The organism is Pseudohalocynthiibacter sp. F2068, from assembly GCF_023015645.1.
Taxonomy (GTDB): domain Bacteria; phylum Pseudomonadota; class Alphaproteobacteria; order Rhodobacterales; family Rhodobacteraceae; genus Pseudohalocynthiibacter; species Pseudohalocynthiibacter aestuariivivens.
Genome location: NZ_JALKAK010000012.1, coordinates 30,312 through 55,809, shown reverse-complemented (window position 1 = coordinate 55,809; position 25,498 = coordinate 30,312). Strand labels below are relative to the sequence as shown.

The 25,498-nt window shown below is 51.9% G+C and carries 25 protein-coding genes; 10 read left to right on the top strand and 15 right to left on the bottom strand.

The window, feature by feature from the left end:
• Positions 1 to 10 precede the first annotated feature (10 nt).
• From gpmI to MWU63_RS14375, 4 genes are all read right to left on the bottom strand, one after another.
• On the bottom strand, positions 11 to 1,531 hold the full coding sequence (gene gpmI / locus MWU63_RS14390) for a 2,3-bisphosphoglycerate-independent phosphoglycerate mutase (RefSeq protein ID WP_247078482.1): 1,521 nt from the start codon (positions 1,529 to 1,531) through the stop codon (positions 11 to 13).
• Positions 1,532 to 1,663: 132 nt separating this feature from the next.
• A complete protein-coding gene (gene rlmH / locus MWU63_RS14385) occupies positions 1,664 to 2,134 on the bottom strand; it encodes a 23S rRNA (pseudouridine(1915)-N(3))-methyltransferase RlmH (protein ID WP_213890481.1) in 471 nt (156 codons plus the stop codon).
• Positions 2,134 to 2,547: a ribosome silencing factor gene (rsfS, locus tag MWU63_RS14380; RefSeq protein WP_343229467.1), complete on the bottom strand. Its 414-nt coding sequence runs from the start codon at positions 2,545 to 2,547 to the stop codon at positions 2,134 to 2,136. Before rsfS ends, rlmH begins: the two co-directional genes overlap by 1 nt.
• A 249-nt stretch (positions 2,548 to 2,796) precedes the next feature.
• Positions 2,797 to 3,651, bottom strand: coding sequence for a LysR substrate-binding domain-containing protein (locus MWU63_RS14375; RefSeq protein ID WP_213890479.1), 855 nt, complete (start codon positions 3,649 to 3,651; stop codon positions 2,797 to 2,799).
• Between the two features lie 89 nt (positions 3,652 to 3,740).
• Here MWU63_RS14375 and MWU63_RS14370 point away from each other — a divergent pair, with 89 nt between their 5' ends.
• Positions 3,741 to 4,763 (top strand): permease, encoded by a 1,023-nt coding sequence (locus tag MWU63_RS14370; protein WP_213890478.1) that lies wholly within the window; start codon positions 3,741 to 3,743, stop codon positions 4,761 to 4,763.
• Positions 4,764 to 4,780: 17 nt separating this feature from the next.
• On the opposite strand, the gene MWU63_RS14365 is transcribed toward MWU63_RS14370, so the two are convergent.
• Both MWU63_RS14365 and MWU63_RS14360 read right to left on the bottom strand, forming a co-directional pair.
• Positions 4,781 to 6,190 (bottom strand): amidase, encoded by a 1,410-nt coding sequence (locus MWU63_RS14365; protein WP_213890477.1) that lies wholly within the window; start codon positions 6,188 to 6,190, stop codon positions 4,781 to 4,783.
• A 56-nt stretch (positions 6,191 to 6,246) separates the two neighbouring features.
• Entirely contained in the window at positions 6,247 to 7,554 is a 1,308-nt protein-coding gene (locus tag MWU63_RS14360; protein WP_247078480.1) for a mechanosensitive ion channel domain-containing protein, read from the bottom strand.
• 300 nt (positions 7,555 to 7,854) lie between these two features.
• Between MWU63_RS14360 and leuC the strand changes: the two genes are divergently transcribed.
• From leuC to MWU63_RS14330, 6 genes are all read left to right on the top strand, one after another.
• Entirely contained in the window at positions 7,855 to 9,276 is a 1,422-nt protein-coding gene (gene leuC, locus MWU63_RS14355) for a 3-isopropylmalate dehydratase large subunit (RefSeq protein ID WP_213890475.1), read from the top strand.
• 11 nt (positions 9,277 to 9,287) lie between these two features.
• The gene (gene leuD / locus MWU63_RS14350) at positions 9,288 to 9,893 is read left to right on the top strand and encodes a 3-isopropylmalate dehydratase small subunit (RefSeq protein WP_213890474.1); all 606 of its coding nucleotides are present in this window, start codon (positions 9,288 to 9,290) and stop codon (positions 9,891 to 9,893) included.
• 305 nt (positions 9,894 to 10,198) lie between these two features.
• Entirely contained in the window at positions 10,199 to 11,041 is an 843-nt protein-coding gene (locus tag MWU63_RS14345; protein WP_247078473.1) for a hypothetical protein, read from the top strand.
• A gap of 8 nt (positions 11,042 to 11,049) precedes the next feature.
• A complete protein-coding gene (locus MWU63_RS14340; protein WP_247078471.1) occupies positions 11,050 to 12,114 on the top strand; it encodes an endonuclease/exonuclease/phosphatase family protein in 1,065 nt (354 codons plus the stop codon).
• A 74-nt stretch (positions 12,115 to 12,188) separates the two neighbouring features.
• On the top strand, positions 12,189 to 13,295 hold the full coding sequence (gene leuB / locus MWU63_RS14335; RefSeq protein ID WP_213890472.1) for a 3-isopropylmalate dehydrogenase: 1,107 nt from the start codon (positions 12,189 to 12,191) through the stop codon (positions 13,293 to 13,295).
• Between the two features lie 141 nt (positions 13,296 to 13,436).
• Positions 13,437 to 14,330, top strand: a complete 894-nt coding sequence (locus MWU63_RS14330) for a DUF2167 domain-containing protein (RefSeq protein WP_247078469.1) — start codon at positions 13,437 to 13,439, stop codon at positions 14,328 to 14,330.
• A 115-nt stretch (positions 14,331 to 14,445) separates the two neighbouring features.
• On the opposite strand, the gene MWU63_RS14325 is transcribed toward MWU63_RS14330, so the two are convergent.
• From MWU63_RS14325 to MWU63_RS14295, 7 genes are all read right to left on the bottom strand, one after another.
• Positions 14,446 to 15,456 (bottom strand): NAD-dependent epimerase/dehydratase family protein, encoded by a 1,011-nt coding sequence (locus tag MWU63_RS14325; RefSeq protein ID WP_213890469.1) that lies wholly within the window; start codon positions 15,454 to 15,456, stop codon positions 14,446 to 14,448.
• Positions 15,457 to 15,560: 104 nt separating this feature from the next.
• Positions 15,561 to 16,607 (bottom strand): glycosyltransferase family 2 protein, encoded by a 1,047-nt coding sequence (locus tag MWU63_RS14320; RefSeq protein WP_213890468.1) that lies wholly within the window; start codon positions 16,605 to 16,607, stop codon positions 15,561 to 15,563.
• A 179-nt stretch (positions 16,608 to 16,786) separates the two neighbouring features.
• A complete protein-coding gene (locus MWU63_RS14315; protein ID WP_213890467.1) occupies positions 16,787 to 17,479 on the bottom strand; it encodes an ABC transporter ATP-binding protein in 693 nt (230 codons plus the stop codon).
• Positions 17,476 to 18,231, bottom strand: coding sequence for an ABC transporter ATP-binding protein (locus MWU63_RS14310; protein WP_247078467.1), 756 nt, complete (start codon positions 18,229 to 18,231; stop codon positions 17,476 to 17,478). Before MWU63_RS14310 ends, MWU63_RS14315 begins: the two co-directional genes overlap by 4 nt.
• Positions 18,224 to 19,207: a branched-chain amino acid ABC transporter permease gene (locus tag MWU63_RS14305; protein ID WP_213890465.1), complete on the bottom strand. Its 984-nt coding sequence runs from the start codon at positions 19,205 to 19,207 to the stop codon at positions 18,224 to 18,226. The genes MWU63_RS14310 and MWU63_RS14305 overlap by 8 nt, the downstream gene beginning before the upstream one ends.
• Positions 19,207 to 20,127 carry a branched-chain amino acid ABC transporter permease gene (locus tag MWU63_RS14300; RefSeq protein ID WP_213890464.1) on the bottom strand — a complete coding sequence of 307 codons (921 nt, stop codon included), beginning with the start codon at positions 20,125 to 20,127 and terminating at the stop codon, positions 19,207 to 19,209. Before MWU63_RS14300 ends, MWU63_RS14305 begins: the two co-directional genes overlap by 1 nt.
• A 63-nt stretch (positions 20,128 to 20,190) precedes the next feature.
• Positions 20,191 to 21,330, bottom strand: coding sequence for an ABC transporter substrate-binding protein (locus tag MWU63_RS14295; protein WP_213890463.1), 1,140 nt, complete (start codon positions 21,328 to 21,330; stop codon positions 20,191 to 20,193).
• Between the two features lie 203 nt (positions 21,331 to 21,533).
• Between MWU63_RS14295 and MWU63_RS14290 the strand changes: the two genes are divergently transcribed.
• From MWU63_RS14290 to MWU63_RS14280, 3 genes are read left to right on the top strand one after another with little or no spacing between them, the layout of a single operon-like run.
• A complete protein-coding gene (locus tag MWU63_RS14290; protein ID WP_213890462.1) occupies positions 21,534 to 21,854 on the top strand; it encodes a metalloregulator ArsR/SmtB family transcription factor in 321 nt (106 codons plus the stop codon).
• 1 nt (position 21,855) lies between these two features.
• Positions 21,856 to 22,290 carry an SRPBCC domain-containing protein gene (locus MWU63_RS14285; RefSeq protein WP_213890461.1) on the top strand — a complete coding sequence of 145 codons (435 nt, stop codon included), beginning with the start codon at positions 21,856 to 21,858 and terminating at the stop codon, positions 22,288 to 22,290.
• 17 nt (positions 22,291 to 22,307) lie between these two features.
• Positions 22,308 to 22,619: a hypothetical protein gene (locus MWU63_RS14280; RefSeq protein WP_213890460.1), complete on the top strand. Its 312-nt coding sequence runs from the start codon at positions 22,308 to 22,310 to the stop codon at positions 22,617 to 22,619.
• A gap of 68 nt (positions 22,620 to 22,687) precedes the next feature.
• On the opposite strand, the gene MWU63_RS14275 is transcribed toward MWU63_RS14280, so the two are convergent.
• Both MWU63_RS14275 and MWU63_RS14270 read right to left on the bottom strand, forming a co-directional pair.
• Positions 22,688 to 23,470 (bottom strand): carnitinyl-CoA dehydratase, encoded by a 783-nt coding sequence (locus tag MWU63_RS14275; RefSeq protein ID WP_213890459.1) that lies wholly within the window; start codon positions 23,468 to 23,470, stop codon positions 22,688 to 22,690.
• On the bottom strand, positions 23,467 to 25,497 hold the full coding sequence (locus tag MWU63_RS14270; RefSeq protein WP_213890458.1) for an acetate--CoA ligase family protein: 2,031 nt from the start codon (positions 25,495 to 25,497) through the stop codon (positions 23,467 to 23,469). Before MWU63_RS14270 ends, MWU63_RS14275 begins: the two co-directional genes overlap by 4 nt.
• Between the last annotated feature and the right edge of the window lies 1 nt (position 25,498).

The following is a 25,498-nucleotide window of genomic DNA, read 5'->3' as shown; positions in this document are numbered from 1 at the left end:
CGCATTTTTCTCATCGGGCAATCAGGCTTTCCCCGGTCATTTCATCAGGCTTTGGCAGACCCATCAATTCCAGAAGTGTTGGTGCGATATCTGCAAGCCGCCCATTTCGCAAAGTGACGCCCTCAGGGCCTCCGACCAAGGCAACAGGAACCGGGTTCGTTGTGTGTGACGTGTGTGGACCACCCGTTGCCGGGTCAACCATGACTTCGCAATTGCCGTGGTCTGCGGTCACTATCATTGCCCCACCCGCTTGCTTTAAGGCTTTCAGCACCCGGCCAAGCCCAAGATCAACGGTCTCGCAGGCTTTGATTGCGGCTTCAAGGCTTCCGGTATGGCCAACCATATCCGGGTTCGCATAATTCGTAACGATCAGATCGTAACCAGCTTCGATGACCTCGACAAATTTTTTGGTGACTTCAGGGGCCGACATTTCAGGTTGCAGGTCGTAAGTCGCTACCTTTGGGGATTTTGGCATAAAGCGATCCTCACCCTTTTCCGGCACCTCAACGCCGCCGTTCAAAAAGAAGGTCACATGCGGATACTTCTCCGTCTCGGCGAGGCGAAATTGTTTTAACCCGTGCTTTGCAACCCAGGCACCAAGCGTGTTCACGATCTCGCGTTTGGGAAAACAAGTCGTCATGAAAGTTCGGTGGCTGTCTGAATAATCGACCATCCCGAGGAACGCGGCCAGTTTTGGCCGCAGACCTGTCTCGAAGCCATCAAACTCTGGGTCACCTATGGCCGCAAGAATTTCACGCGCGCGGTCAGAGCGAAAGTTAAGACAGAAAATGCCATCTCCGTCTTTGATTCCTGCGTAGTCTCCGATGACCGTTGCGCTGATAAATTCGTCACTTTCGCTTCTGTTATACGCGGCCGTTACTGCGGAATGTGCGTCTTTTGAAACCGGACCTTTTGCCCTGACAATCGCATGATATGCCTCACTGACACGCTCCCATCTGTGATCGCGGTCAAACGCAAAATATCGGCCGACAACGGTTACGATTTTTGCATTAGAAGGAAGGCTGCCCGCCAGATCACCGAGGTACCCATAAGCTGATTTTGGGGCCACATCGCGACCATCCGTTATTGCGTGAAGCGCAACAGGTATGCCAGCATCCGTAAGCACACGAACCGTCGCTTTTATATGCGAGATATGGCCATGAACGCCGCCATCTGACACAAGACCAAGCAGGTGAGCGGTTCCCCCGGTTTCTTTTAGTTTGGCAATAAAGTCCAAAAGAGCTTTGTTTTCAAAGTACGATCCGTCTTCAATGGCTAGGTCAATCTGTCCGAGGTCCATTGCAACGACACGTCCGGCACCAATGTTTGTATGACCAACTTCCGAATTCCCCATCTGTCCGCTTGGAAGGCCAACGTCAGGCCCATGTGTAAGCAACGTTGCGTTTGGGCAAGTGGCCATCACCTCGTCAAAATTAGGGGTATTTGCCAATGCAGGTGCATTCGCATCGGTCTCAGCGCGACTGCCCCATCCATCAAGAATGCATAGAACGACAGGTTTAGGCGTGTTCATTATAAGGTCCGTCTTCTGCTCGCCCTCTATCTATGGGTGAGGCGGTGAAAGAGCAAGGTTTCAGGTTTGTTCTGCAACTGGCTAAATTGTTGTTTTCGCTAACATCGACGCAAGAACAAGCTGAAAGCTGAATTAGCTTCGGTGATAGGGCGATCCTGCAAGAATTGTGGCGGCGCGATAGAGTTGTTCTGACAACATGACACGCGCCAACATATGCGGCCAAACCATTGCACCAAACGAAAGTTTAAAGTCTGCACGGGACCGAAGGTCTGGTGCGATACCATCAGCCCCACCGATAACAAACGCCAGATCGCTGCATCCATTGTCGCGCCACTGCGCCATTTGCGTTGCAAATTGGGGTGAGCTTAGCCCTTTGCCACGTTCGTCCAACGCACAGATTGTCGCGCGCTCCGGTATCGCCCGTTCAAGCAGCAGAGCTTCGGTGACCTGCCCACCACCCTTTTTATCTTCGACTTCATGCAACGTGACCGGCCCGAGCCCGAGCGCGCGGCCAGTACGGTCAAATCTGGTGAAATAATCTTCTATAAGCTCGCGCTCCGGCCCCGCCCGAAGGCGGCCAACTGCGCAAATGTGAACCCGCATCAGTTTTGCGGGCTAGGGCTTTGCCACAACTTTTCAAGCTGGTAGAACTCGCGAACTTCGGGGCGGAAGATATGCACAATCACATCTCCGGTGTCGATTAAAACCCAATCGCCCTGATCCTTGCCCTCGGTCTTTGAAAGACGTGCAAAGCGCTGTTTCAACCGGTCGACCAGTTTTTCCGAGATTGCGGAAACCTGACGTGTCGAACGGCCAGAGCAAACGACCATATAGTCGGCAATTTCGGATTTGCCGCGCAGGTCGATGGACACAATGTCCTCAGCCTTGTCATCGTTGAGAGAGGAAAGAATTTGTTCAAGCAGTTCTTCGCTTGATATATCCGCCGGCGTGCCAGTCATTGGCGCGTCCGGTGCGGCCGATCTACCAGCCGCGTTTACAGAGTGAGACAGGACAATGTCCTCCTTTCAGCGCGCCGACATGCTCCGGCGCTGAGCATAAGAAAAAGGTATCACTGCATTTGGTAAAGCTCAATGCACGGTTGCGCGACGCTAAAATTTTGTTTTCCGGGGTGTCTTTTCAGTTTAAGCTACTGGTAAAAATAGAAAAAATTGACCTTCCCCATTAACGACCTAAAGAATTTTTTCGTGTTCCATTGATGGGAATCAGCACACTTACGTGTTTCGAAAACAAAGAAACAAACTCTGTCACATTGTGTTGAAAGCGTTTCGTATGGCGGTTTTCATTGCGGTGAATGCCGGGCCATTCGCGGTTTTGCAATTTGCAAGCACCAGTTTGGAAGCCGGCATCTCAGAGAATCCTTCGTTTGGCGCCAAAAGTCTCAGGCTTGCACTTTGTGACGACTTCGCTAGCAGGCCGATCGCGATACCTGCTTCGATAGACGCAGCGACACCTGTGACGCTTTGGCTTGAAAACACGATGCGGAAAGGCCGACCAAGTTCGTTTAGCGAATTGAGAGCAGCATCCCGCCACCAGCAGTCCCGGTCAAACAATGCGACAGGAATAACATCTCGCGATAAAAGATCGTGGTAGCGTGACACCATCCAATGTGTTGTTTCTTCTGCCAGCAGTTCAACCCCTTCGTGCAGGTGTTCAACTTCATAAACCGCAAGATCAAGCGCGCCATTCTCTATGGCTTTTGGAAACCCACTGCTAATTGCACAGGTCACGTTCAGTTCGACAGAGGGATGCAACTGCGCAAACTCACCGACAATTCGCGAAATTGTATCTCTGCTTTGGTCGTCGGGTATCCCAAGTCTGAGTTTTCCATGCAGATCATCGGATGTCAGTTCACGCAGCGTTGACTCAAGAATACCGGTTACATCACGTGCCACAGGTACCAACTGCTCTCCGGCAGGGGTAAGGACAACCCCACGACCGTGCCGTTCAAAAACGGGTTGGCGAACGATTTCTTCAAGCCGCTTTATCTGGAGGCTCGCCGCAGATTGCGACCGGTAAATACGCGCTGCACCTTCCGTAAAACTGCCAGTGTCAGCAATGGCCAGAAAGGTGCGAAGCAAGTCACTGTTCAGATGATCCATTTAAAAACCTCATGTCTGGGCTTTGTATTACTCGTTTCTCATATAGTTACGCGAGATCTATATGTCGAATACCGAAACAGAGGTGCGCGATGTCAGATCAAACAAAAATTCCAAGCCGTTCTTTGAACCTGTCGATGATCTCGTTGATCTTGGGTGTAATTTTCTGCATCTCGCTCCTGATTTGGCCGCGATCAATCTTGGATATGACTTGGTTTGTTGCGGAAAGCATGGTGCTGGTCGCCCCATTGGTCATCCCGGGAATCGTGCTTGCAGCATGGATTATTGCCAGCGGTGCAGATTCTTACATTGCCCGCGCTTTCGAAGGGCGCTTGCTTTACGCGATCGTTGCAGCATCAGCGATTGGGGCGATCACGCCGGTCTGTGGCGTCACTGTCCTTCCCTTGATGGCTGGCCTTCTGGCGGCAGGTGTGCCGCTTGCGCCCGTAATGGCGTTCTGGCTGTCTTCGCCGGTCACCGACCCTGCGATGTTGGCGACAACTGCGGCGACTCTGGGTATAAGTTTCGCGGTTGGCAAAACGCTTGCAGCCTTTGGTCTGGGCCTTTTCGGGGGGGTCGTTACGTTGGGGTTTTCAGACCGCGACTGGTATAAGACATCTCTGCGCAGCAACCGTATCGTTGGTCATTTGTCAGAAAACGCCTGTGCAAAAGCCTTGTCTTTCAAAGCCGGTATTTGGGGTGATGCAGAACGCAGGGTAATTTTTCGTCGCAATTTCATCGCGACAACAAAGCTCATTCTGATCTGCCTGATCCCTGCCTTTGCGGCGGAATATGCTTTGAACGCGGTTCTGCAACCCGAAGCGCTTTCTGACTACGTTGGCGAAGATGTCTGGTGGGCAATTCCGTTTGCGGTTTTTGTTGGCGCCCCGGCGTATCTGGATGGCTATGCCGCACTTCCGCTGACACGTGGTTTAATGGAACACGGGATGTCACAAGGGGCAGCCATGGCGTTTCTGGTTTCAGGCGGTGTTGTCAGTATCTGGGGAGCAATGGCAATTTTCCCTGTCCTGAGGATCAGACCATTCCTGTTGTATCTTTCGCTGGCAGTTACCGGCTCGTTGATCGCTGGGTACGTCTTTGATTGGGTGTCCTGACGGACCTCAAAACGAAGTTACCCCAACACCGGGGTGTGCTTTTGTGGCCAGAGTGTTCTTTGATGATAGGCATGCCCAAGCCCGAGGACCCTGGCATCCGAGCCTCTATGCCCGATCAGTTGCAGGCCCATAGGCAGGCTAATTTGATTAAAACCAACGGGAACGGACAATGCAGGTAGTCCGATCAGCGACGCAGGAATTACGACTTCCATCCAGCGATGATACGTATCCATCCTGCGACCGGCGATTTCCTTAGGCCAGTCCAGCGTGACGTCGAATGGGAAAATCTGCGCGCTGGGCAAAGCCAGAATGTCGACATCGGTCATGGTTGCGACCGCTCTGAACCAGTCAGACCGAATGTCACTGGCATTGTTTATCTCTTGCGCCGAGAGCGAGAGGCCCAATTCGATTTCCCAGATAAGTTCAGGTTTCAACAGATCACGCGTTTCGGGGTTTTCGTAGAGGTAGCTGTATGATCCGGCAATGTCCCAACTGCGCAGTGTGATCCACGACTGCCAAAGTTTTTCCGGTGAAAACTCAGGTTTTATCGTTTCGATATCGCAGCCGAGATCAGCCAATGTCGTTAGGCCATTTTCACAAAGATTCAGAACACCCGGCTCCATCGGGAAATACCCGCCCCAATCTCCGATCCAGCCAATGCGTGTTCCCTTGGCCGATCTCGCATCCATTTGCGCGAACGTTGCGCCTGAATGTGGGCTGCGTGGGTCAGGCCCGGCCATAACCCGCAACAAAAGCTCCAGATCCTCAACAGACCGCGCCATTGGGCCAGCGGTTGAAAGTTGATGCAGAAACACCTCGCCCACCGGGTTTGGCGGAACGAGCCCATAGCTTGGCCGAAACCCATAAACGTTGTTCCACCCCGCAGGATTGCGCAGCGACCCCATCATGTCCGACCCGTCAGCAAGCGGCACCATCCGCGCCGCAAGGGCAGCACCCGCACCTCCGCTTGAGCCGCCAGCAGAGCGGGTCAGATCATATGGGTTGCGGGTTGGCCCGCTGACGGGATTGTAAGTATGTGACCCAAGTCCAAATTCGGGTGTGTTGGTCTTGCCGATGATCAGAGCACCGGCCTGACGCAGACGGCTGACCATCAGGCTGTCGGCTTTAGGAATATGATCTTTAAAAATAGGTGAACCGTGCGTGGTGCGCAGGTCTTTCGTATCGGCAAGATCTTTTACAGCTATAGGCAGACCGTGAAGCGCACCGGCCGGGTCAGAGTTGCCCATTTCAGAAGCTTCTGCCATGATTTCATCACGCGGGCGAAGTGATATGATTGCATTAATTGCGGTGTTCGATGCGTCAATTTGATCAAGGTAGGCTGACACAACATCTTCGACAGTCAGAGTGCCGGTACGAATTGCCGTGCCGAGTTCTGTTGCGCCGAGATTGAGAATTGGATTGCTCATGATCAGGTTATAATCTTGTGTTCCATACACAGCACACTCAGGGATTTCGTGGCAGGTTAGTCAAGCGGTTTTGGCGGTTTTTCCATCTCATCCGGCAACATGCGAACTTCTCTTTGGGGGAATGGGATGGAGATGTCGTTCTCCTTAAATTTATCCCATAGTGCCAGGTAAACGGCGCCACGCACGTTGGTCAGCCCCGCAGTCGGATCGGTTATCCAGAACCGAAGGATGTAGTCGACCGAACTGTCACCGAACCCAACGATATGGCAAACCGGCGGTTTCGTCGTAAGAATGCGCCCTACTGCGGACGCGGCCTCGATCGCCAAGGCCCGCACTTTATGTGGGTCATCGCCGTAAGCGACGCCAAAAAAGATATCCAACCGCACAAAATCATTCGAATGAGACCAGTTGACCACCTGATTGGTGATCAGGTCTTCGTTTGGAATAAGGTATTCCCGCCCGTCGCGTGTGACGACAGAAACATAACGCGCGCCCAGTGAATTGATCCAGCCGAAGGTTTCACCAAGGCTGATAACGTCGCCGGGTTTGATGGATTTATCGAGCAGGATGATCACCCCGGAAACGAGGTTTGAGACCACCTTTTGCAATCCAAAACCAAGACCGACACCAATCGCACCAGACAGAACTGCAAGACCTGTCAGGTCAAATCCGACAGCTTTCAAACCGATGAAAAAGGCGGCGCCGTATAATACGATTTGCAGGAACTTGACCATAAGAACCCGCATCGAAGGTGAGATGTCCTGGTTCTTTTCGATCTGACTTTTTGACTGGGTCGAAATAAGACGCGCAAAAAAGAACAATAACCCGGTTACAACCAGCGCCTTCAAAATGCCAAAGGCGGACAATCGGAAATCACCAAACTCTATTGCAACATTGTCTAGCAGATCTGAGGTTGCCTCGATGAAACCCAGATAATAGAGCGTCACATAGGCCCACCCCCCCCATGTCGCCAGACGCCGCATGAACCGATTTCGTATCAGGCGGGCGATCATCGCGATGGCCAACCACGCAACGGCGATTGTGCCGATGATAGACAACAAGAAAGTGCGTGATGGGAACGTGTTCAGCACTTCGCGCATGAAGGCGATCACGGTCCAGATCAGCAATACAAAAATAATCAGGTACAGCCTTCGGTGCAGAACAACCAGCCAGCGCAACTGCCATTTTGGTCTGTCTTCAAGATTGCGCATCCACGCGTGAAGACGCGGCGCGATAAACATATTTATCATCTGCGCAACGGCGAAAAGAGCGATCGCAATCGCGATCTGGTAAAGCCTCGACGGCAAAAGCAAATTTGCCAGAAAAACCTGTATCTGAGTCAGAAGAGTTTGAAATTCTGTCACGGTGTTTTGCGTTTCCTATACTGCTATGTCCACTCTTGCATGGGATTTCGAGTCCGACAACTCTGTCTGTATCTTTCACCTGCCGGTATCAGTTGATCTGACTCTATCTTGCTTGATGAAACCGACATTCCGATGTAAGGCAGGCGCATGACTCTTGTTTTTGACATGGACGACCGTTCACGCCTGCCATGGCGGTTTCACGGTCTCACGCTTTCTGTCACCGCCGACCTATGATGGTCAGGCGTGTGCAGCGCTCATACATAAGTCACCCCAATAGTCACTCTTCAAAAGAGAATTAACATGACCGCCCAAAGTAAAACCGGCCCTAGAACAATCTATGACAAGATATGGGATGCCCATATCGCCCATGAGGCTGACGATGGAACAACATTGTTGTACATCGACCGTCACCTTGTTCATGAGGTAACCAGCCCACAGGCTTTTGAAGGTCTGCGCATGACCGGCCGCGCTGTCCGCGCCCCGGATAAAACCATTGCCGTTCCCGACCACAATGTTCCAACAACGCTTGACCGGGCCAAAGGCATCGACAACGAAGAATCCCGCATTCAGGTCGACGCGCTGGACAAGAACGCCAAGGATTTCGGAATCCATTACTACCCCGTCTCTGATGTGCGTCAGGGTATTGTGCATATCGTCGGCCCAGAGCAGGGCTGGACCTTACCAGGCATGACAGTGGTCTGCGGCGACAGCCACACTGCTACGCACGGTGCCTTTGGCGCACTTGCGCACGGCATCGGAACGTCTGAAGTTGAACATGTTCTGGCAACCCAGACCTTGATCCAGAAAAAATCGAAAAACATGAAGGTCGAAGTTACGGGCAAACTACGCCCCGGAGTGACGGCCAAGGACATTACCCTGTCTGTGATCGGTGTAACCGGCACAGCAGGTGGCACTGGCCATGTGATTGAATATTGCGGCGAAGCGATCCGCGATCTCAGCATGGAAGGTCGCATGACCGTCTGCAACATGGCGATTGAAGGTGGCGCGCGTGCTGGTCTGATCGCGCCAGATGAAAAGACCTTTGAATATGTTATGGGTCGCCCTCACGCGCCAAAAGGTGCGCAGTGGGAAGCGGCGATGAACTGGTGGAAAACGCTCTACACAGACGAAGACGCGCACTTTGACAAGGTCATCACGCTGAAGGGCGAAGATATTGCGCCTGTCGTGACATGGGGAACCTCGCCAGAGGATGTACTTCCAATTACCGCAACCGTTCCGAGCCCTTCTGATTTTACCGGGGGTAAAGTGGATGCTGCGCAAAGGTCGCTCGAATATATGGGCCTGACCCCAGGCGAAAAACTGACAGACATCAAGGTTGACACGGTCTTTATCGGGTCGTGCACAAATGGCCGGATCGAAGATTTGCGCGCAGCAGCGGAAGTTCTGAAAGGCAGGAAGATCAAGGAAGGGATGCGTGCCATGATCGTTCCCGGGTCTGGTCTCGTTCGTGCGCAGGCCGAAGAAGAAGGGCTTGCGGATATTTTCATCGAAGCCGGTTTCGAATGGCGGCTTGCGGGCTGTTCCATGTGCCTGGCGATGAACCCGGACCAGTTGGAACCGGGAGAGCGTTGCGCAGCAACATCGAACCGGAACTTCGAAGGGCGCCAGGGCCGCGGAGGCAGGACCCATCTGCTTTCACCCGCAATGGCTGCCGCAGCAGCGATTACGGGACACCTGACTGATGTTCGTGAATTGGCTTAAGGAGCAGCAACATGGAAAAATTTGAAAAAATCACTGGAGTTGCAGCCCCGTTGCCGATGATTAACGTCGATACAGACATGATCATCCCGAAGTTGTTTCTGAAAACCATCAAGCGTTCGGGGCTTGGTCTGAACCTGTTCGATGAGATGCGTTACGACGATGATCGCAACGAACGACCAGAGTTTGTGCTGAACCAGCCAGCTTACCGTAAAGCAGAAGTTCTGGTTGCTGGCGAAAACTTCGGCTGCGGTTCATCGCGCGAACATGCGCCTTGGGCGATCAAGGATTTTGGCATTCGTTGCGTGATTGCACCCAGTTTTGCCGACATCTTTTTCAACAATTGCTTTAAAAACGGGATCTTACCAATCGCGTTGCCAAAAGAGCAAGTTGACGTCCTGATGAAGGACGCAGAAAAGGGCGAAAACGCTCGCATGACCATTGATCTGGAGAAACAGGAAATTATTACATCCGACGGAGAAATTTTTTCGTTCGAAGTTGATAGCTTCAAAAAACATTGTTTACTTGAAGGGCTCGATGATATCGGGCTGACGATGAAGAATGTTACTTCGATTGACAGCTTTGAGGCAGAAGCGAGCGTTTCGCGACCTTGGGTCTGATTTTCTTGTAGATACAATATGTTGAGGGGGGGCAGATATCTGCCCTCCTTTTTTCAATCTAATGATGCAAAGCCGCACCAGTTTGCTTTGGAAACGCCCTGAAAGATTCATATGGATTAACAGGATGTTGCAGTGAGAAGCGAAAGTGGGCAGAAATAAGGCAAGAATGAGGCAAAGTGCCACAATAGGGCAAGAATGAGGCAGAGTGCCACAAAGAGCTAATAAAGCTGCCGCAATGAGCAGTTAACGATGGGATAAGGGCGCGACACGGTATTGCGTTCGACCAAACTGAGGACAGACGGGCTGTGTTTTCAAGATTAGCAGGCGCAATCTTACGCGCAATATTGGTAGCGTTGCTAATTGCGACGCCTTCACTGCTGTTGCCTTCGTCTTCCCCAGAAACCACCCAGATTGTAACGTTAATCGCGCTATTCAGCGCCGCCCTTGTGATATTCGAGTACGCCTCTGTTTATCCGAGCCTGATAGAATTTCGGGATGCGCCGCCTTTTAACAGGGTGCGCTTTATGTCGCTATTTGTGACGGTGTTTTTGTTGTCTGTTATCAGTCGTGGGCAAATCGAGCCCACTAATCTGACGCAATTTGTACAGGCAGTCGGCGGCTTGATCGGTTACGCGATTGATTTCCCGTATAGCCCAGTCCGGCTTGTCCTGCAGATGTTCCCGACGGACACCAGTGCTGATAATATTTTCATGGTAAGAACTGCCGCAGGCTTGGCCTATCTTATATCGCTGATCACCCTGACGATATTTATTATCATCTTGCGGTTGCAAGGCTGGCCAGTTCAAGGCCGATCTTTCAACGTTTGGGTTAACCTTCCAACATTTGACCCGACAGCAGGGGGTGATGTTGTTGTACGTTTGATAAGGGACGCGCGCCTTAACATTATATTAGGCTTTGTTTTACCATTCTTGACTCCCGTAGTGGTTAGCTCTGCATCGACTTTGTTTACTCCGGTTACTGTAGGATCGCCGCAAACTTTGATCTGGACGGTATCTGCATGGGCGTTTCTTCCCGCAAGTCTGTTTATGCGCGGTATCGCCATGCACCGAATTGCAGAAATGATCCGCGAACAAAGACGGCAAGCTTACGAACTGGCCGCGCTGGAACAGGGTTTTGCGCCTTCCTGATCTGGTGGGTGACAGCCACCGCATGCATTTCAGATGCAATTCGCGTTGCCAGTTTTAATACCGAACTGAACAGAGCAGGCCCCGGCCTGCTTTTTCGTGACATTCTCAGAGGGGATGACACACAGATAGACGCTGTCGTTCAGGTGATTATTGCGGTTCAACCTGACGTGTTGCTTTTGCAAAGTTTTGACTATGATTTCGAACGGCAAGCGCTGAAGGCTTTCGCAGCTTTGCTGGGGAAGCAAGGCAAGGAATACCCTTACCTTTTCGCCTTACGGCCAAACACCGGGCTGCAAACCGGGATCGATATGAACGGGGATGGGCGTTCTGGGCAGCCGGAAGACGGGCAAGGGTATGGGCGGTTTTCGGGTCAGGGTGGAATGGCTCTTTTGTCAGTATTTCCTATTCTGGAAACCGAAGTCCGCGATTTCGCGTCCTTTCTCTGGAGTGATTTGCCAGAGGCATTAATGCCGGAGGTGGAGGGTAAGCCTTTTCCTTCGGAAGAGGCACAGCAGGTGCAGCGTCTTTCTTCTGTGGCGCATTGGGATGTACCTATCGAACTTTCGAACAGCCAAACACTCCACTTGTTTGCGTATCACGCCACACCACCAGTTTTTGATGGTCCCGAAGATCGTAACGGACGCCGTAATCACGATGAAACGGCCTTTTGGCAACATTATTTAGATGGGGCTTTGCCGGAAAGAAAGACAGAGGCGCCTTTCGTTATCTTGGGGGATGCAAACCTTGATCCACTGGATGGTGACGGGCGACACGCAGCGCTATCATCACTGTTGAAGCACCACCGAATTCAAGACCCCGCACCCACAAGCGCAGGTGGCGCAGATGCAGCGCGCAAACAGTCTGGTGTGAACGACGCACATCGCGGCGATCCCGCTCTGGATACAGTGGACTGGCCTGACTTTACGGGTAGGCCTGGCAATCTTCGTGTTGACTATGTGCTTCCCTCAGCAGATCTGCGGGTTGCCGATTCAGGTGTCTTTTGGCCGTTGGACGATACGCTTGTCACTGACGCATCGCGACACAGGTTGGTTTGGGTCGATCTGGAATTTTGAAGCTGCTGGTTTCTTGACCATGCCGGGCCAACCCGTTAGGTCGGGACAACCCTGCTATTCAAGGAATTATGTCAATGAGCAACCTTTCGCTTCTTATTCTGCCCGGTGACGGTATTGGCCAGGAGGTTATGGTCGAAGTACGCAAAATCATTGGCTGGTATGGCGAAAACCGCGATCTGAAATTTGATGTTTCAGAGGACCTGATTGGGGGTGCCGCCTATGATGCACATGGCACGCCTTTATCCGATGAAACGATGGCAAAGGCACAGGCGGTTGATGCGGTTCTTCTGGGTGCTGTGGGCGGCCCAAAATACGATGATCTTGATTTCAGCGTTAAACCCGAGCGCGGTTTGCTGCGGATCCGCAAGGAAATGGACCTGTTCGCCAACCTGCGCCCGGCTCAATGTTTTGATGCGCTTGCAGATTTCTCGTCGCTGAAAAAAGATATCGTTTCCGGCCTTGATATCATGATCGTGCGCGAACTGACCTCTGGTTCCTATTTCGGAGAACCGCGTGGGATTTTTGTAGAAAACGGGGAACGCGTCGGGATCAACACACAACGCTATACAGAGTCTGAGATTGACCGTGTTGCGCGAGCAGCATTCGAACTCGCACGACGCCGGAGCAATAAAGTCTGCTCAATGGAAAAAGCCAACGTCATGGAAAGCGGCATCCTTTGGCGCGAGGTTGTGACCGCCGTCCATAAAGCTGACTATGCGGATGTCGAACTCTCGCATATGTACGCAGACAACGGCGCGATGCAGCTTGTCCGGGCCCCCAAGCAGTTTGATGTCATCCTGACCGACAATCTGTTTGGCGATATCCTTTCGGATTGCGCGGCAATGCTGACCGGTTCGCTTGGTATGTTGCCTTCGGCCAGCCTTGGTTCACCCATGGAAAACGGCCGCCCAAAGGCGCTTTATGAACCAGTGCACGGATCAGCACCTGATATTATGGGGCAAGGCAAGGCAAACCCTTGCGCTTGTATCCTGAGTTTTGCAATGGCGCTGCGCTATTCCTTTGACCAGGGTACTGAAGCAAAGCGTCTTGAAAGCGCGGTCGAAAAGGTACTTGCAGATGGTGTAAGGACAGGTGATCTGATGCAAGCAAGTGATGGAACGCCCGCCACTACATCTGAAATGGGTGATGCAGTTATTGCTGCTTTGAACGCGTCACTCTGATTGCGGTCGAAGTTAACCTGATTTTGGCGAAACTAGTCTGCTTAAAGTTTTAGAAGTTAGAAATTTGACTCGCCAAAAGGTTGAGTTCGGTATTCAATTATAGTGATCATATTTGAAGGTGACCACTATAGGAGAGATTTCATGTCCAGAATTTTTTTAATTGCAATTGTTGCAATCAGTTTGTCATTTCCGGCGAGTTCAAAACCTCTGAACGAAATGTTTCCCGATATTTCTGATCGTTACACCGAAGAAGCAATCGTGCTGCTGCGTGATCTGGACTTTAAACAGGGTGAGATCGTGATAGGTGACGGCATTGGCCTTTTGACGCTGAATGAGGATTTTTACTACCTAGAACCGAGTGATGCCAGCTATGTGCTGACGGAACTCTGGGGAAATCCAGAAGAACAAGCGTCTCTTGGAATGATTTTTCCTGCCGATTTTACGCCGATTGATGATTCATGGGGAATCAATATTGAGTATGAAGATATCGGCTACGTCTCTGATGAAGACGCGGGTAGCTACGACTATGACGATATTTTACAGGAAATGCGGGATGATGCGGCCGAGGAGAACAAGTGGCGTCGTGAGAACAGTTTTCAAACTGTTGAACTGGTTGGTTGGGCGGCAGAGCCTTTTTATGATGCCGCTACGCGCAAGCTTTATTGGGCCAAAGAGCTGGCTTTTGAAGGGGAGGCTCAAAACACGCTAAACTATAACATCCGTGTCTTGGGGCGGCGAGGTGTACTTGTCCTGAATTTCATCGCCAACATGGATCAGCTTTCTGCGGTCAACAACGACGTTCCCCGCATTCTGGCGATGACAGATTTTGCGGAGGGTAATAAATATTCCGATTTTGACCCTTCGATTGACACTGTTGCAGCTGTTGGAATCGGCGGGTTGATAGCGGGTAAGGTTATGGCCAAAACGGGCATCTTTGTTGTTGCGCTGGTTTTGCTCAAGAAGTTCTGGTTCTTACTTTTTCTACCGCTTCTTTGGCTTAAGAGTGTAATCTCCAAACGTCGAAATTCAGGTTAAGAAAGCCTAAGAGCCAGAGGTAGCCTGTAAGCCACTTCTGAAATTTCTTCCGGTTTGTGAAAAATTTGGCTCCACCGAGCCATTTGTTGCAATCGCCCTGAGGCATTCCTGTGCTTCAGGGTTTTTTGTAGTAGCTCTTAAACCAGTCAACAAACTGCTCAACGCCCGTTTCCAGCGGCGTTTGTGGCAGCTTGCCAACCAGTTTTTCCAGCAATTGCGCATCTGCCCATGTTGCTGGCACGTCACCCGGTTGCATCTCGAGAAAGTTCTTTTCTGCGGTCTGACCAAGCGCAGTTTCTAATGCGTCTATGAAATCCATCAGGTTTACGGGTTGCCCTGCGCCAATATTAATCACTCTCCAGGGCGCGACGGGGGATAGGCTGTCACCGGGGTCCGGAGCATTGTCAGATCGGACAGGAGGTGCCGAAACTAGACGTATGATCCCCTCAACCAGATCATCAACAAATGTGAAATCTCGTTGCATATCGCCGTGGTTGTAGATGTCGATTGGCTGACCCTCTGTTATCAAATTCGCAAATTTCAAGGGGGCCATATCCGGGCGGCTCCATGGGCCATAGACGGTAAAAAACCGGAACATCGTTATTGGTAGCCCATAGAGATGCGCGTAAGAATGCGCCATTCCTTCGGTTGCTTTTTTGGTGGCGGCGTAGAACGACATCTGATGGTCTGCTTTATCTGTCTCGGCATAGGGCATTTTGGTGTTTGCGCCATATGCTGACGAAGTTGAAGCCAGCAGCATGTGCTTTGGTGGGTGGGTACGAGCCGCTTCCAGCAGCTCAAATGTTCCGACAAGGTTTGACTCGACATAAGACCGTGGTTCGTCAATCGAATAGCGCACACCCGCTTGTGCGGCCAGATGGATCACCACTTCTGGTTTTTCTTCCTCAAACAACATCGCCAAAAGGCGCGGTGTTTCCAGCGAGCCGATCTGCTCCTGAAAGTGGTTCGATTGCTTTAGAATGTCATGCCGCGCTTTTTTTAATGCGGGGTCATAATATGGGCTAAGGCTGTCAAAACCGATCACATCATGCCCATCAGCTAAAAGTCGCTGGCAAACATGAAAGCCGATAAAGCCAGCCGATCCGGTTACGAGGTACTTTGCCATGCGATGCCCTGCCGTTTTTTATTTGCCTAAGAATTAGGTCGCATAAATTTCAGAAACCTGCAAACGGGGTTTCCGAGACCGCCCTATTCATATCGACTTTTCGGTCACGAGCGGTATGCCTCGCTATACCATCGAACAAGCTGTTGCGTTAACTGCTTTGATAGCACCTTGCTGCTTCCGGTCAGCACAATTCGGTTGAACAGCTTATAAAGGTCGATCTGGGTGATAAGCACTTTAAATTTCTCATGATGCCAGTTCACCGAACACTCATGTAAGTCTGATACACCGGGAATGCGATGCAGCGCATTAAGCCGCTTTTCAGTTGCTGGCCGCATAGCGGAAATAGTTTCGTTTCGTTCTGTGTTGAAGTTTCGCTCAACCCAATAAGTCAGGTCTATCTCTTTGTCCTTTCGGTTGGGCAGGCCCCGATCACGCTTGATCAGAAACGACTCTGCAGAGCGTAGGGAATAGTGGTTCATCTCGGCAAGCGAGCGACCATTGGGCAGGCTATAAAGCGAAAGCCGCTTTTGGTTAGCCGCAAACACTCCCGGCATTTGATTGCCGGACCCGTCGACCCATTTTGGCAGACCGGCTTTGGTCGCGGGTTTTTGTTTTGGCCGATGAACACCAAGCTGGTTAAACGGCCCGCCCGCGCGGATCAGTGACTTAAACAAGGTTGCGGCTATCGGAGAGGAACAGTCTGTAGGGGCTGAAGCGGTAAATTGCGCGGTAACGGGGGCATCTTTTGCAAAGACAATGTCGTTGTTACCAAACAGCCGCCACGGCAAGGCGACAGCATCTGTATCGTCGGGAAGTGCTTTGAGCAAATCTGAAATCTGATGTCCGGCCACGTGAATGTTCAGAAATTCATCAACATCGCTGACCAAAATCCAGTCGGATTCTTTTCGTAACGGGTGTTTCCACGCATCGCGCAAAGCTTGCCACTGAATGCTTTGACTGCCTGTTTTGGTTTGGGGTAGGTGTACAATCTCCCCTGCTGCAGCCAGAGCATCCAGCATCTCGCCAGTTCCATCATCACAATCGTTGGAATAGATCAGATAATCAGTCACGCCCGCAGCCTGATGATGGGCAATCCATTCCAACAGAAAGGGGCCCTCATTTCGGACCGTGGTGATGCAGAGAACTCTCATGAATCGCCACATTGTTCTACGCGACTGTCAGCCAAGGTTTCCTGTGCTTCCAAAGCTGTCCGGATGGTGCTCACTGTTTTCCTTCCGAATTTACGGCTGAAATCACGCGACTGCGTATGGTCACCCTAACGGTTAGTGCGAAATATTGTCCAGACATTGGTAAATGACGGAAGGCAGGTTCAGACACCCAGATAGCGGTGCGTCAGGTCGTCATTCAGATCTGCCGTTGCGCCTGCCCAAACGGTTTTCCCGCGTTCCAGTATCACTGCATGATCCGCGACTGACGAAAGCTCTTTCAGGGACTTGTCAATCACCAGAATGGCAAGCCCGGTTTCTGATTTTAACCGCCGGATCGCGGCCCATATCTCTTGCCGAACCACAGGGGCGAGTCCCTCTGTCGCCTCATCAAGAATCAAGAGCTTTGGGTTCGTCATCAGAGCTCTGCCGATGGCAAGCATCTGTTGCTCGCCCCCTGATAAAGACCGGGCAGATTGACCGCGTCGCTCGCCGAGTCTCGGGAAAAGATCTGCGATTGTTGCGAGTGACCAGAAACCTTCTCGCGCAGCGGCAATAAGGTTTTCCTCAACCGTTAGATTGGTAAAACACCGTCGCCCTTCCGGTACCAAACCTATACCCAGTTGCGCGGCCTTGTAAGATGGCAGGCGGTTGAGCGATTGCCCTGCGAAAATAATTTTGCCGCTTTTTTGTGGGGCCATCCTGCAAATTGTTCGGATGGTTGTGGATTTCCCCATGCCGTTGCGACCCATCAAGGCAACGACTTCTCCTTCTCCCACCTGCAGATCAACACCGAACAACGCCTGAGAGGCCCCATAGAATGCAGTAATATTTGACGCGGTCAGAAGGGCGGTCACAACACGGCCTCCTCGCCCAGATACGCGCGCTGTACCTCAGAGTTTGCACGTATTTCGTCAACCGATCCGGTGGCGATCACCCGGCCATAAACAAGAACACTGATCCGGTCTGCAAGTTTGAAGACGGCGTCCATATCATGTTCGACGAGCAATATTGGTGCTTTGTGGCGAAGTTGGTCCAGAAGCTTTGTCATCTCGCCTGTGCCTTCCACGCCCAATCCTGCCATAGGCTCGTCAAGCAGGAAAGCTTTCGGGGAAAGCGCCAGTGCCATCGCGATTTCCAGCTTGCGGCGTTCGCCGTGAGCAAGATCAGCGGCATGAATAGTATAGCGGCCTGTCAGCCCGACCTGGTCAATAAAGTTGATTGCAGCCTCAGTCAGACCAGTTGCTTTCATCACAGGTCGTAAAAATCCCATCCAATGTCCGGTAGCACCCTGAACAGCCAGAACAACGTTCTGCAAGACAGTAAAATCAGGCACTACGGATGACACCTGGAAGCTGCGTGCCAGACCCATCCGCGCGCGTGCCGCCGTACCAAGGGTGGTCACATCCTGCCCCAGAAATTCAACTGTGCCGCTATCAGGTCTCAGTCCGCCTGCAATCTGGCTGATCAGGGTTGATTTGCCAGCGCCATTTGGGCCGATCAAAGCGTGGATTTCACCGGGCAGAAGACCAATGGAAACCTCGTCACTGGCTTTCAATGCTCCGAAAGATTTTGAGATATTGCGTACAGACAGGACTGGATCAGTCATGCGCGACCTCGCGCCCAACAAGGGTTCCGATCAGCCCACCACGTGCAAACAACACGACGCCGAGAAGTATGAGCCCTAGTAAGAATTGCCAGTAGTCGTTAATGCCACCCAGCCAATGTTCCAACAGAATGAATAGTGCTGCCCCGGCGACCGGCCCATATAGCCGCCCAACACCGCCAAGGATCACAAACACCATAATCTCGCCGCTGGTTTGCCAGCTAAACATCGATGGGCTGACAAAGCGATTAAGGTCGGCAAAAAGCGCGCCAGCCAACCCAGTGATCATGCCGGAAATTAGAAAGGCCGTGAGGCGAATATTGAAGGGTCGCATCCCGACCGCTTCAACCCGCTCAGGGTTTTGGCGTGTTGCTTGCAGTGCTAGTCCAAAGCGCGACTTGGAAAGGCGTGATGACAGGAAAAGCGCGAGGCCGAGGATCACATAGGTAATCGTGAAAAACTGAATAGGGTCGAGCGTGTTCAGACCCGGAAACCCGTTTCGCAGATAAATAGGCAACCCATCTTCACCCCCATATGCAGGCCAGGAGATTGCGAAGAAAAACAGCATTTGTCCAAAGGCGAGTGTAATCATGATGAAATAGGCGCCGCTGGTACGCAAAGAAAGTGCGCCGATAATCAAGGCGGCCAGACCGCTCGAAGCCAGCGCGACAACCCAGATAATTAACATCGATTTCGTGCCAGCAATTTCAAACGGCCATGTTGTAAGAAGGGTGTAGCTTTGCGCGTGGCTTGCTAAGATTCCCATCGCATAACCGCCGATGCCAAAGAATGCTGCATGGCCCAGTGATATTAAACCGCCAAGTCCAAGCGCGATATTGAGGCCAACACCCGCCAGTGCGAGGATCGCGACTTTCGTCGCTAGTGTAATTACGAAAGGCGCATCACTTACGTAAGCAATCAGAGGGACAGCCAGCAAACCAAACGCGAACACAAAGTTCAGAATGCGTTCGCGCAGCATCAGATTGCATCCCCATAGAGGCCGCTGGGTTTTGCGACCAAAACCAACGCCATCAGAATGTAGATAGACATTGATGCAAGGGCGGAGCCGACAGAAGTTGCGCTTGACGGGTCCATGAAGGTGCCAAAGAAAACAGGTAAAAGGAAACGGCCAAGCGTATCAGTCATCCCAACAAGAAGTGCGCCGACAAAAGCCCCTTTGACCGAACCGATACCGCCAATCACAACGACAACAAAAGCCAGAATAAGAACCGGTTCGCCCATGCCAACCTGAACCGATTGAATGGCTCCAACCAGCGCCCCGGCGAAACCGGCCAGGGCGGCCCCAAGTGCGAAAACAATGGTATAAAGCTTCGAAATATCAACACCAAGTGCCGCGATCATTTCCCGATCACTTTCGCCCGCGCGAATACGAATACCGAGCCTTGTTTTGGTGATCAGGGCGTAGAGCCCTACGGCAATCAGCAAACCAGCCGCGATAATTGCCAGCCGGTAACGGGAATATTCAATTCCGCCAGGCAGGGTAACAGGGCCGGAGAACGCGGCAGGCACGTCAAGAAACAGCGGAAAGGACCCGAACAGCCATCGCGTGCCTTCGGAAAATACCAGGATCAGGGCAAATGTCGCCAGCACCTGATCCAGATGATCACGACTGTACAGGCGTCGTATCACCACCAGTTCAACGATGGCACCAGCAGCGGCAGCAGCAGCAAGGCTTGCAATGACACCCAGCCAGAAAGAGCCTGTCGCCGTCGCGACGGCAGCACAGGCAAACGCGCCAACCATGTAAAGCGAACCATGCGCAAGATTGATGAGCCCCATAACACCAAACACAAGTGTTAGGCCTGCTGCCATCAAGAACAGCATAACGCCAAGTTGCAGCCCGTTTAAAAGCTGTTCAATGATCAGGGTCATTGCCAAGAAATTTGCCCGTTCAATAAAATGGTGGGCTACCCAATTGAGCAGCCCGCCGCATTTGTGATCTTACATTTTGCAGTCGGCAGCGTAAGCGTCCGAATGGTTTGTAAGGCCGGTTGCGATGATCTGATTGGTGAAGACATCACCCTCTTTGATCACTTCGCGCACGTAGATGTTTTGAATCGGGTGATGATTTGGCCCAAAGGCAAAGTCACCACGAACCGAGTCAAAATTTGCAGCCTCCAATGCTGCGCGGAAGGCGTCTGCATCTGAGACATCTGCCGCTGCCATTGCCGAAAGCAAGAGGTTTGCGGTGTCAAACCCCTGGCTCGCATAGAGTGACGGGAGGCGACCGTATTCTGCCTGAAAGTTTTCTACGAACGCTGCGTTTGCAGGGTTGTCCAAATCTTTGTTCCACTGAGACGTGTTGCGAACACCAAGCGCAGCTTCACCGACCGCTTGCAATATCCCCTGGTCAAAAGAGAATGCTGGCCCAAGCAGCGGAATATCAACACCTGATTGTGCGTATTGCTTCATGAAGGCGATGCCCATGCCGCCGGGCAGGAAGAAATAGACGCTATCCGCGCCGCTTGCCCGGATCTGCGCGATCTCAGAGGCATAGTCTTTCTGGCCAAGCTGGGTGTAAACCTCGCCCGCAAGACCGCCTTCGTAGAACCGCTTGTACCCTGTCAGCGCATCCTGCCCCGCAGGGTAGTTTGGCGCCATGATAAATGAATTTGCGTAGTTTGCACTGTTGGCATAGGCACCTGCGGCTTCGTGCAGATTGTCATTCTGCCAGGCAACGTTGAAATAGTTTTTGTGACACCCCTGACCTGCAAGGGCTGATGGGCCCGCGTTGGGAGACAGATAAAAAACGTTCTGCGCCGTTGCCGCTGGAACAACAGCCATCGCAAGATTTGACCAGATAATACCAGTCAAAACGTCAACCTTCTCTGACTGGATCATTTCGTCTGCCAACTGAACAGCAACTTCAGGTTTGCGCTGATCGTCTTCGATCACCACTTCGATATCTGAATTTCCGGATTGTGCGACTGCCAGCATGAAGCCGTCGCGTACATCGATACCAAGGCCTGCTCCGCCACCTGACAAAGTTGTAATCATTCCGACTTTCACAGGTTCAGCAGACGCCATGCCTGCAATCGCAAGCACGGTCGCTGCCGCTGTAAATGTTTTCAAAAGTCCCATCATGTCCTCCCGTTGGATTTATTCTGTAATTTTATCTGTCGTTGGGTCTGGGCACGCAAGTTAATGCATCGGCCAGTGTGCGCAAGCAATTGTAAAGAGTTTTCAAGGTTGCGAGGCGGGTCTTTGTCTTAAGAACGTGCACCTATCCAACAAATCTATTATTTCCTGTTTATATTAATTAACACGAGTGCTAATAAAGAATCATGGAAAATCTTGCATCTATCTTTTCAGCGCTGGGCGACCCGACTCGCTTTGCAATCATAGAGCGGCTTTTAGCAAACGGAGAGCAAAGCGCAGGCGAACTTCAGGATGTCGCGAATATTTCAGCACCTGCAATCTCGCGGCATTTGAAAGTCTTGCACGAGGCCGGGCTGGTAAACCGAAAGATAAATCGACAGCAGAGGCTCTATTCTTTGCGACCCGAAGCGTTTGCGACGGTGGGGAGCTGGTTTATTTCCCATCAGGAGTTCTGGGCAAAAAGTCTGGACCGTCTCGAGGCGGCATTGAAGAAGGAGAGCAACTAGAATGACTGATGTTTCAATAGAGAGGGTGTTTTCCGCCCCACAGGAAAAGGTGTTTTCCTTCATTACTGAAACCGAAAACCTTTTGAAGTGGTGGGGGCCAGAAGGAATTACGATAGCCGAAAACAATCTGAATTTCTCAGCCTGCGGTCCGTGGTTCTCTGTGATGGTTAATGGAGAAGGTGAAAGGTTCAAGGTTTCCGGGCTGGTCACGTCCGTAGATCCACCAAACTCTGTCAGCTTTACCTGGGGGTGGCATGATGATCGGGACATTCGTGGTGCAGAAAGCCATGTCACAGTAACGCTTAGCGCAGATAAATCAGGTGGAACGAAATTCGAATTGGTGCACCGCGATCTGACGGACGAAGAAGCGGGTGTTCGACACAATGAAGGCTGGACATCGTCGCTCCGCAAGCTTGAGCAGTTTGTAAATTCATAGATAAGGGAGGATTAAGAATGTCCAAGTACATTTTTGTTTACCACGGTGGGCGTAAGCCTGACGCACCGGATGAAATCGAAAAAGTCATGGCAAATTGGATGACGTGGTTTCAGGACATGGGCGACGCGGTCGTCGATGGCGGAAACCCTGCTGGTATGTCCAAAACTGTTTCTGCCTCCGGAGTCGTGGATGACGGAGGGGCGAACCCGATATCGGGATATTCACTGGTCGCCGCTGACAGTATTGAGATTGCGGCTTCAATGGCCAAGGGATGCCCAATTCTGGAAAATGGTGGAACCGTCGAAGTTGCGGAAGCGATGGAAATGTAGATCAGGGAAACGCAGAATAGACCCTTATTAGGGTCTATTCTTGTGGTACACTCCGTAAAACACGCGCACTAGCGACCTTTCCAGATTGGGTCACGTTTTTCAGCAAAGGCGCGTGCGCCTTCCATCTGGTCTTCGGAGCTGTAGAGCGCATCAACAGTACGCAACTGCCGCCCGGTTATCCGGTTTAAAGCATCCTGAAACTTGCTGTCTTCGGCGTCGCGAACGATTTCCTTGATTGCGGCATAGACGAGCGGCGGGCCGGATGCGAGGACTCTTGCAAGCTCCCATGCGCGTTTCATGAGCTTATCCGCAGGCAGTATTTCGTTTACCAGACCCCACCGATGTGCCTCGTCGACGTCAAACCAACGTCCTGTTAGCAGCAGTTCCATGGCGATATGATAGGGAATGCGCTTTGGCAGCTTAATGCTGGCTGCGTCGGCCACTGTACCGGATCTGATTTCGGGAAGCGCGAAAGACGCGTGATCTGCTGCAAGAATAATGTCAGCAGAAAGGGCCAGTTCCAGCCCGCCACCGCAAGCAATACCATTGACTGCGGCAATCACCGGTTTGTTCATGTCACGTAATTCCTGCAGACCACCAAACCCCCCAACGCCATAATCACCATCTACGGCATCACCATCTGCAGCGGCCTTAAGGTCCCAGCCCGGGCAAAAGAATTTTTCTCCGGCGCCGGTAACGATAGCGACGCGCAGTTTTGGATCATCACGGAAAGCAGCGAACGTTTCGCCCATGATCTTACTGGTCGCAAGGTCAATCGCATTCGCTTTTGGGCGATCGAGGATGATTTCCAGTATTGGTCCATCGCAGCGGGTTTTTACAGGGTCGGTCATGGAGCCTCTCGAAGTAGAGCGTCTGCCGCTACAGCGCGTGTAGGGGTGCAGATCAGCGGGTTAATTTCAATTTCCTCGACATGGCTGCCATTGGCAAGAACATAAGCTTGTACCGCCTGAACCGCGTGCAAAATAGCTGGCAGATTGGCTGCTGCTTTTCCACGATAACCGTTTAGTAAATTTGTTACTTTCAGGCCAGTTAGAGCCTCTTTTATCGAGTTTTCGTCCGTCGGCAACAACAATGATTGGCTATCATCAAGCAATTCTGTCAGCGTCCCACCCGCGCCCAGCGTCAGAACAAACCCGTGGGCCGGGTCACGTGTTACGCCGATCAGCAACTCAGCAACACTGTCGGAGATCATCTCTTCCAACAGAAAACTGTCACAAGGCATGTTGATGCCAGCCTCAGAAACCTGATCAGCGTCTTTCAAATTCAAGGCGACAAGACCTGCCTCTGTCTTATGTGCAATGCCTTCACCCTTAAGAACCAATGGAAAGTTCAGAGTATCTGCAGCGGTTTTCAATTTGGATTTATCATCAACATGCGTACCTTTTGGGGTATCAAGGCCAAAGGTCGAAAGCTTTCGTTTTGTGTCCATTTCAGAGACTAAACAAACCAAATCAGGCCCGCTCTCCAAGAAAACGGGTGTAGACGTTGGCGATTTGAAAGAACCGGCTGCTTCGGCTGCAATAATCGCTTCGGCCAACCCGCTTATTGGGACAACCCCACCTGAGATGAGCCGTTTCGCGACCTCTTCGGGCATCAACTCTGGCAACGTCGCGACCATTGCGACATTCGCTCCTGTTAATTCCTTAGCGCCCAACGCTGCTTCAATAGCGCACTCCCAGTCACCGGCATCGCAAATGTCTGATCTAGGAAAGTCCACGATCAGCAAGGTTAGCGCGACAGAGGGGTCCATCATGGCCGCCCAGGCCCGTGTCATGGCTGGGCCGTCGCGCCAGATGTAAGTGTGGTAGTCAAGCGGGTTGGCTAACGCGACCATCGGTCCAAGCGCATCGCGCAAATCGTGCTTCTGTCTTTCGTTGAGCTCCGGAAATACAACCGAACGGCCAATCGCAGTATCTGCCGCAAGGGACGCTTCGCCACCAGAACAGCTAATCGACGCGAGTCGGTTTGACGGAAGGGGACCCGTGATGTGAAGCAGTTTGAGTGTTTCGAGAAACGCTGGAAGGCTATGTAAACGCGGAATTCCAAGCCGTTTTAAAAACGCAGCGGCGCCAGCGTCCTCCCCTGCAAGAGAAGCCGTATGAGAAATCGTCGCCGCTCGTGCCTGTTCGGATTGGCCGACTTTGATTGCGACAATGGGCTTACCCGCTGCATAGGCTTTGTCTGCCAGCATCTCCCATGCGCGCAGATCTCCGAAGCCTTCAATATGCATCCCAATCGCGGTAACACGCGGATCATCAATCAGGGCTGCAGCCATTTCGGCCTGGGTAGTCTGCGCCTGATTTCCAGCGGTTACCATGTAGGCAATTGGCAAGCCGCGGTTCTGCATGGTCAGGTTGATCGCCATATTTGAGGATTGGGTTAGAATAGCAACGCCGGATTTAACGGTTGTGCATCCATGTTGGTCAGGCCAAAGCAGTGCGCCATCCAGTGCATTTATGAAACCATAGCAATTCGGGCCAAGGATTGGCATATCACCCGCCGCTTCCAGCAAAAGGGATTGTAAACCACCTGCCGCCTCGTCCTCTGCTTTGGCTTCGGCAAAACCTGATGCAAAGCAAACGGCACCGCCTGCGCCGAGTTTTGCAAGAGTGCCGACAACGTCAATTGTTGCTTGTCGGTTGACCCCAACGAAACAGGCATCCGGCGCTTCTAGAAGCTGATTTAGGCCTGAATAGGCTCTTATTCCGCAAATTTTAGCCGCTTTAGGGTAAACGGGGTAGATCGCCCCGTTGAACCCCATCTTTTGGCATTGTTCGATAACCGCCCGGCACCACGCTCCACCGCCGACAACAGCGATCGATTTTGGCCGGAACAGGCGCGACAGGTCTTTGGTCATG